The sequence below is a fragment of the Acidovorax sp. genome, assembly GCF_046339755.1.
Taxonomy (GTDB): domain Bacteria; phylum Pseudomonadota; class Gammaproteobacteria; order Burkholderiales; family Burkholderiaceae_C; genus Acidovorax.
Genome location: NZ_JBKDTZ010000028.1, coordinates 1 through 6,412, shown reverse-complemented (window position 1 = coordinate 6,412; position 6,412 = coordinate 1). Strand labels below are relative to the sequence as shown.

7 protein-coding genes and 1 tRNA gene are annotated in these 6,412 nt (G+C 65.7%); 2 read left to right on the top strand and 6 right to left on the bottom strand.

Features of this window, described 5'->3' with window-relative positions; all coding sequences use genetic code 11:
* Positions 1 to 263, top strand: a 263-nt coding sequence (locus ACK59X_RS02470) for a hypothetical protein (protein ID WP_409954873.1), incomplete at its 5' end; no start/stop codon positions are given.
* 37 nt (positions 264 to 300) lie between these two features.
* Here the strand turns inward: ACK59X_RS02470 and ACK59X_RS02465 are convergent.
* The 6 genes from ACK59X_RS02465 to ACK59X_RS02440 form a co-directional block, all read right to left on the bottom strand.
* Positions 301 to 933, bottom strand: a complete 633-nt coding sequence (locus ACK59X_RS02465; RefSeq protein WP_409954871.1) for a 50S ribosomal protein L25/general stress protein Ctc — start codon at positions 931 to 933, stop codon at positions 301 to 303.
* A 178-nt stretch (positions 934 to 1,111) separates the two neighbouring features.
* Entirely contained in the window at positions 1,112 to 2,086 is a 975-nt protein-coding gene (locus tag ACK59X_RS02460; RefSeq protein ID WP_409954869.1) for a ribose-phosphate pyrophosphokinase, read from the bottom strand.
* 60 nt (positions 2,087 to 2,146) lie between these two features.
* Positions 2,147 to 2,223 (bottom strand) — tRNA-Gln (locus ACK59X_RS02455).
* Positions 2,224 to 2,253: 30 nt separating this feature from the next.
* Positions 2,254 to 3,111, bottom strand: a complete 858-nt coding sequence (gene ispE / locus ACK59X_RS02450; RefSeq protein WP_409954867.1) for a 4-(cytidine 5'-diphospho)-2-C-methyl-D-erythritol kinase — start codon at positions 3,109 to 3,111, stop codon at positions 2,254 to 2,256.
* 29 nt (positions 3,112 to 3,140) lie between these two features.
* Entirely contained in the window at positions 3,141 to 3,671 is a 531-nt protein-coding gene (locus ACK59X_RS02445; RefSeq protein WP_409954866.1) for a lipoprotein insertase outer membrane protein LolB, read from the bottom strand.
* The gene (locus ACK59X_RS02440) at positions 3,671 to 5,470 is read right to left on the bottom strand and encodes a tetratricopeptide repeat protein (protein WP_409954864.1); all 1,800 of its coding nucleotides are present in this window, start codon (positions 5,468 to 5,470) and stop codon (positions 3,671 to 3,673) included. Before ACK59X_RS02440 ends, ACK59X_RS02445 begins: the two co-directional genes overlap by 1 nt.
* 29 nt (positions 5,471 to 5,499) lie before the next feature.
* Here ACK59X_RS02440 and mutM point away from each other — a divergent pair, with 29 nt between their 5' ends.
* Positions 5,500 to 6,315 carry a bifunctional DNA-formamidopyrimidine glycosylase/DNA-(apurinic or apyrimidinic site) lyase gene (gene mutM / locus ACK59X_RS02435; RefSeq protein ID WP_409954862.1) on the top strand — a complete coding sequence of 272 codons (816 nt, stop codon included), beginning with the start codon at positions 5,500 to 5,502 and terminating at the stop codon, positions 6,313 to 6,315.
* The last annotated feature ends 97 nt before the right edge of the window (positions 6,316 to 6,412 follow it).

Genomic DNA, 6,412 nt, shown 5'->3' with positions numbered 1-6,412 from the left:
GCGGGTTGTCTCTGACCACCTCGCGCAGCGCCGCGTACTCTGCCGGCGCAATTACGGGTGGTCGGCCTGTCCTTGCCATCGCATTGCTCCTGTGCAATCAATGCAGCAGGATTGTATTTTGTTTTTTCTACACCCTCTTGGAGAAGCAAAAGAAAGTGGGTGCGCCGCCGGGCGCACATCCCGGCCTCCGCCCTTTGCAACGGCATGCGGTAGCCATCTACACCAAACTGAAGCCACAAAACAAAAACGGCCCACCGAAGTGAGCCGTCCTTGCTGTGCAAAAAGCAGAAGAAGCAGAAATTACTTCTTGCCCTTGCCCTTGCCCTTGGCGTCCGCAGCAGGAGCCGCTTCGGCAGGGGTCTCGACGACCACGACCGGGGCCACGACCGACACCAGCACGGGGTTGGTCTTGTTGCCACGGATCACGGCGCTCACGCCCTTGGGCAGCTTGATGTCCTTGAGGTGCAGCGACGAACCCTTCTCCAGCTTGGACAGGTCGACGTTGATGAACTCGGGCAGGTCCGAAGGCATGCACGACACGTCGAGTTCGTTCACGACGGGGTTGACCATGCACTTGTCCACCTTCACGGCGGGGGATTCTTCAGCGCCGCTGAAGTGCAGTGGCACCTTCATGTGCAGCTTGGTCTTGGCATCCACGCGCTGGAAGTCGATGTGCAGCACGAGTTGCTTGTAGGGGTGGTATTGCACGTCGCGCAGCAGGACCTTGCTGGTGGTGCCGGCGACTTCCATGTCCAGCACGCTGGAGTGGAAGGCTTCCTTCTTGAGGGCGTGCCACAGAGCGTTGTGGTCGACCTCGATCAGTTGGGGTTCAGCGGTACCGCCGTAGACGATGCCAGGCGTCTTGCCCGAATTGCGCAGACGGCGGCTCGCACCCGTACCTTGCTTGGCGCGCTCAAAAGCGACGAAGTTCATATTGCTAGCTCCTGATAAGGACAGACCGCGACCAGTCGTGCCCTGTTTTAAAACGGTCTGCCACAGGGCAGACCACACTTCGTTCCCGAACCAACCAACCAACGGACAAGCCTCCCGAAGGAGGCTTGGTGTTCACCGCCCTGCAATGCCAAAGGCCTCGTATGAGGCCCGGGGCTTGTCAGAACAGGTTGTCCTGGTCCGAGAACAGACTCATCACCGACTCACCCTTGGCAATGCGCTGGATCGTTTCGGCGATCAGCGGGGCCACGGAGAGTTGGCGGATTTTTGCGCATCCCTTGGCGTTGTCGTTCAGGGGAATCGTGTTGGTCACCACCACTTCATCGAGGGCCGTGCCCTTGGCAATGCGCTCGATGGCAGGACCCGAGAAAATGGGGTGCGTGCAGTAGGCATACACGCTCTTGGCGCCGCGCTCCTTGAGCACCTCGGCCGCCTTCACCAGCGTGCCGGCGGTGTCGATCATGTCGTCCATGATCACGCAGTTGCGGCCTTCGATCTCACCGATCACGTGCATCACTTCGGACACGTTGGCCTTGGGGCGGCGCTTGTCGATGATGGCCAGGTCGCAGCCCAGTTGCTTGGCCAGCGCACGGGCGCGCACCACGCCACCCACGTCGGGCGAGACCACGATCAGGTCTTCGTAGTTCTTCTGGCGCAGGTCGCCCAGCAGCACGGGCGAGGCGTAGATGTTGTCGACCGGGATATCGAAGAAGCCCTGGATCTGGTCGGCATGCAGGTCCATGGTCAGCACGCGGGCCACGCCCACGGCCTGCAGCATGTTGGCCACCACCTTGGCGGTGATGGGCACGCGCGACGAACGGGGGCGGCGGTCCTGGCGGGCATAGCCGAAGTAGGGGATCACGGCGCTGATGCGCTCTGCCGAGGCGCGCTTGAGCGCGTCGACCATGATCAGCAGTTCCATCAGGTTTTCGTTGGTCGGGGCGCAGGTGGACTGCACCACGAACACGTCGCGCGCACGCACGTTCTGCTTGATCTCGACGGTGACTTCGCCATCCGAGAAGCGGCCCACGTCGGCGGCGCCCAGGGTGGTTCCCAGGTGCTGGGCGATCTCAGCTGCCATGCCAGGATTGGCATTGCCGGTGAAAACCATGAAGTCGGGTTGATTGCCTTGCATGAGCGTCCCAGCGGTCTGAAATAAAAGCCCGTACGCGAGAGAGAGCGCGTGAAAGAAATTTGGCAGGGGAAGAAGGATTCGAACCTTCGCATGCCGGAATCAAAATCCGGTGCCTTAACCAGCTTGGCGACTCCCCTACACAGGTCAACTGCTGAAAGCAGCCAACCTCAATTCTCGTTCGATGCCCACCCAGCCAGAGGGTGAACCATCAAATTGTCACATGCTTTGACCTGCCAGTCGCCCGGGGCGCCTTCCAGATCCACCGCATGTGGCATTTGTGCAAACACAGCACTTCCAGAGCCCGTCATCCTGGGTTGCAACCCGCGCTGTTCAAGCCATTCAAGGGCTCGCTTCACATCGGGGCACAGTGCCTCGGCAACTGGCTGCAGATCATTTCGACCGAAGTCAAAGTGTGTTGCAGCAAAGCCTAAGATTGTAGCACACTCAGAATCGCGTTTCAGGTTCGGCGAAGAAAAAATTGCTTTTGTCTCCAGACCTGCTGCGGGCTTGACGACCGCGAAGCGCGCTTGCGGAAATTGCTGTGCATTCTCAAGCGGCGCTATTGTCTCACCAATTCCTTCGACAAAAGCGTTCGCGCCGCATAAAAAAAACGGAACGTCGGCACCCAGCGCCAGGCCGATCTTCTGCAGCGCCTGGCGCGAGAGGTTCAAACCCCACAGGCGGTTCAGCGCCAGCAGCGTGCTGGCCGCGTCCGATGAGCCGCCACCCATGCCGGCCTGGGCGGGCACGCGCTTCATGACGCCGATGTGCGCCCCTTGGGTACAGCCCGTGGCCGATTGCAGCGCATGCGCAGCGCGCAGCACCAGGTCCATCTCGGGCAGGGGCGGGCCCAGGTCCTCGCGGCTCAGCGCGCCGTCCGGTCGGCGCTCGAAGTGCAGCGTGTCGCACCAGTCGATGAGCATGAACACCGACTGCAGCAGGTGGTAGCCATCGGGCCGCCGGCCCGTGATGTGCAGAAAAAGGTTGAGCTTGGCCGGAGCCGGTACGTCGTACAGGGCTTGCATGGAAAAAGTGGTAAGGGCGCAGCGAGCGCTCAGCGGCTGAACGCGATGCGCAGTGTGGCCTCGGGGGCGGGGTCGTGGCGGCGCGCTATCAGCCGGCCCTCGGCGCTGCCCGAGAGGTCGGCCTGCCAGCCGGTGGCCGAGGCCTGGTTGCCATTGAGCCACTCGAAGATGGCGGCCACCGGGATGGCGGTGCCGGTGGCTTCGCGCAGCAATTCGTCCAGCGAGGTGGACTCGCGCCGCTCCTGCCCGGTGGTGAGCTGGGCCCGGCCATCCTCCCACTGCAGGCGCGCCAGGGTATTGCCCAGCGGGCTGGTCAGCACCAGTTCGCCCTTGCCGGGGTTGCCCTGCAGGTCGAACAGCGAGGAGAAGGATTGCGATGCCTGGCCCTCCACCTGCAGCGACAGGCGGCCCGACCACGACGCAGCGCCAGCCTCGGGGGCACGGGGCGGCTGGGCGCAGCCCGTGAGCCACAGGGTGCAGGCCAGGGCCAGCCACGCCATCCACTGGCACAGCGGCAGGCCATCGCCCTGCCCCGTGGCGGTGCTGCCCGTGCCGCGCATCAGGGCCTGGCCCCCAGGCGCTTAAGGGTTTCCTTGAGGCTGTCGTTCTCGGGGTTCAGGCGCAGGCCTTCACGCCAGATGCCCAGGGCCTTGTCACGCTCGCCCATGCTCCAGACCACTTCGCCCAGGTGGGCGGCGATCTCGGCGTCGGGCCGGGCCTTGAAGGCGGTCTCGAGCAGGCTGCGCGCCTTGGCCTTGTTGCCCATGCGGAACTCCACCCAGCCCAGGCTGTCGGTGATGAAGGGGTCGCCCGGGGCCAGCTCCAGGGCCTTGGTGATCAGTTGCCGGGCCTCCGGCAGGCGCTGGCCGCGCTCGGCCAGCGAGTAGCCCAGTGCGTTGTAGGCATGGTGGTACTCGGGCTGGCGCGCGATGATCTGGCGCAGCAGCTTTTCCATGGTGTCGAACTGGCCCACCTTCTCGGCCAGCATGGCCTGGTCGTAGAGCAGTTCGCCGTCCTCGGGGGCCAGGGCCACCAGCTCGGTCTGCACCTCCAGGGCTTCCTTGAACAGGCGCTGGTCGCGCAGCAGCTGGACCTCGGCCAGCAGCTTCATGCGCTTGTCGTCCTCGGTCACGCCGGGCAGGGCGCGCAGCAGCGCGCGCGCCTGGGCGATCTTGCCCTGCTTGGCCAGCAGCGAGGCGCGGCGGCTCTGGGCGCTGAACAGCTCGCTCGAATTCTCGATGCGGGCCAGCCAGCCTTCGGCTGCGGCGAAATCGCCTTTTTTCTCGGCGATCTGCGCGTATAGCAAGTAGGCCTGGTTCAGGCTGCGCTGGCGCGCGTCGCGGTTGATGTCCGGGCCGTCGATGAGCGTGAGAAAGCGCTTGAGCGAGGTTTCGGACAGCTCCAGGCGGTTGTCCTGCAGTTGCAGGGTGGCCAGGATCAGCCAGGGCTCGGGCAGGTCGGGCTTGGCGCGGGTCACGGCCTCCAGCTGGGTCTTGGCCTCGCCGTACTTTTGCTGGCCCAGCAGCAAGCGCGCGTAGGCCATCTGCATCTCGGGCGCGGCCTGCGGCTGGCTGGCGAAATAGCGAGTCACCAGCGCTTCCCCTTCGGGCACGTTCTCTTCCTGCAGCTCCATGCCCAGGCGGGCAGGGCCTTCGCTGCCGGGGTCCAGGTTCTGGGCGGCGCGGGCGCTGGCCAGCGCGCCGGTCTTGTCACCGGCCGCCAGGCGCACGCGCCCGATGGCAATGTGCGCGGCCGCCGCATTGGCCGGCTTGGCCAACTCGTCCACCAGGGCCTGTTCGACCACCCTGGCGGCCAGGGGCTTGTCGCTGGCGCGCGCGAACATCTGGGGCACGATGCCCAGGATGGTGGGCTTGGCCTGGACCGGCGCCTGGGCCAGTTCCTGGCGCAGCAATTCCGGCGTCTCCCCGATGCGGTTCAGTGCGATCAGGATCTGCAGCACGTAGCGGTTGGCCTCGCGCGAGTCCGGCTGGGCGTCGCGCCAGGCCTTGGCCGCCGCCAGCGCATGGTCGCCCGCGCGCGACTGCAGGGCCATGTCGGCGGCCCGCTGGTACAGCTGGGGGTTGTTGGTGCGCCGCGCCGCTTCCAGCATCAGGGCGTAGCCCGTGCCCGCCTCGCCGGTGCGGGCGTTGATCTCGCCCATGAGGATTTCGTAGAACAGCTCCGCATCCAGCGCGGGGTTGCTGGAGGGGGCGTCGCCGGGTGCCGGTTCGGCCGCTGGGGGCGCTGCAGTGCCCGGTGGCTGCTGCGCGTGGCCCGCACAGGCCGCTGCTGCCAAAGCAACTGTCAATACGGCCGACCGAAAGTAGTTTGAAGGCTCCATCGACCCATAATAATCCATGCATGACAACCTGTTTGTGGGGGCTTTGGATGCCTGAGTTGCCCGAAGTGGAAGTAACACGGCGCAGTTTTGCGCAGGCCATCGCCGGCGCGCGCGTCACGGGTGTGCGCCTGGGCAAGCCGCTGCGCTGGCCGCTCGGGGCCGAGGCCGATGCCCTGGTCGGGCGCAGCGTCCTGGGCGTGCGCCGCCGGGGCAAGTACCTGCTGGTGGACCTGGACGAGGGCATCCTGCTGGTGCACCTGGGCATGTCCGGCAGCCTGCGCTTTGCCCACGGCCTGCCGCCGCCGGGTACGCACGACCATTTCGATCTGGTCACCACCCAGGGCACGCTGCGCCTGCACGACCCACGGCGCTTCGGCGCCGTGGTGCATGCCGGGGACGAGGCCGATGATGTGGCGCACAAGCTGCTCGGCGGCCTGGGGCTGGAGCCCCTGTCCGACGATTTCACCCTGGAGGCCTTCAGCCGGGGCATCAAGGCCGGCCGCGCGCCCATCAAGCAGGTGCTGCTGGCGGGCAAGGTGGTGGTGGGGGTCGGTAACATCTATGCGTCGGAGGTACTGTTTCTGTCGGGTATTCGCCCGGAGACGCGGTCGGCCCGCATCGGCCCCGCCAGGATGGGGCGGCTGCACGCCGCCATCCGCCAGGTGCTGGCGCGCGCCGTGGAGCTCGGGGGGAGCACGCTCAAGGATTTTTCCAACGCCGACGGCGCCTATGGCAGCTACCAGGCCCATGCCAACGTGTACGGGCGCGAGGGGGCGCCCTGCAAGGTCTGCGGCACGCCGATCCGGGCGCTGCGCCAGGGCCAGCGCAGCAGCTTTTTCTGCCCCCGGTGCCAGCGCGCCTGAGGGAAAAAGGAGGCCGCAGTGCGCCAAAAGTGGCGCATTCGGCCCACACCACGGCGTGAACACCGGTTCAAAAACACGCTCTTGCGGACCTAAGCAC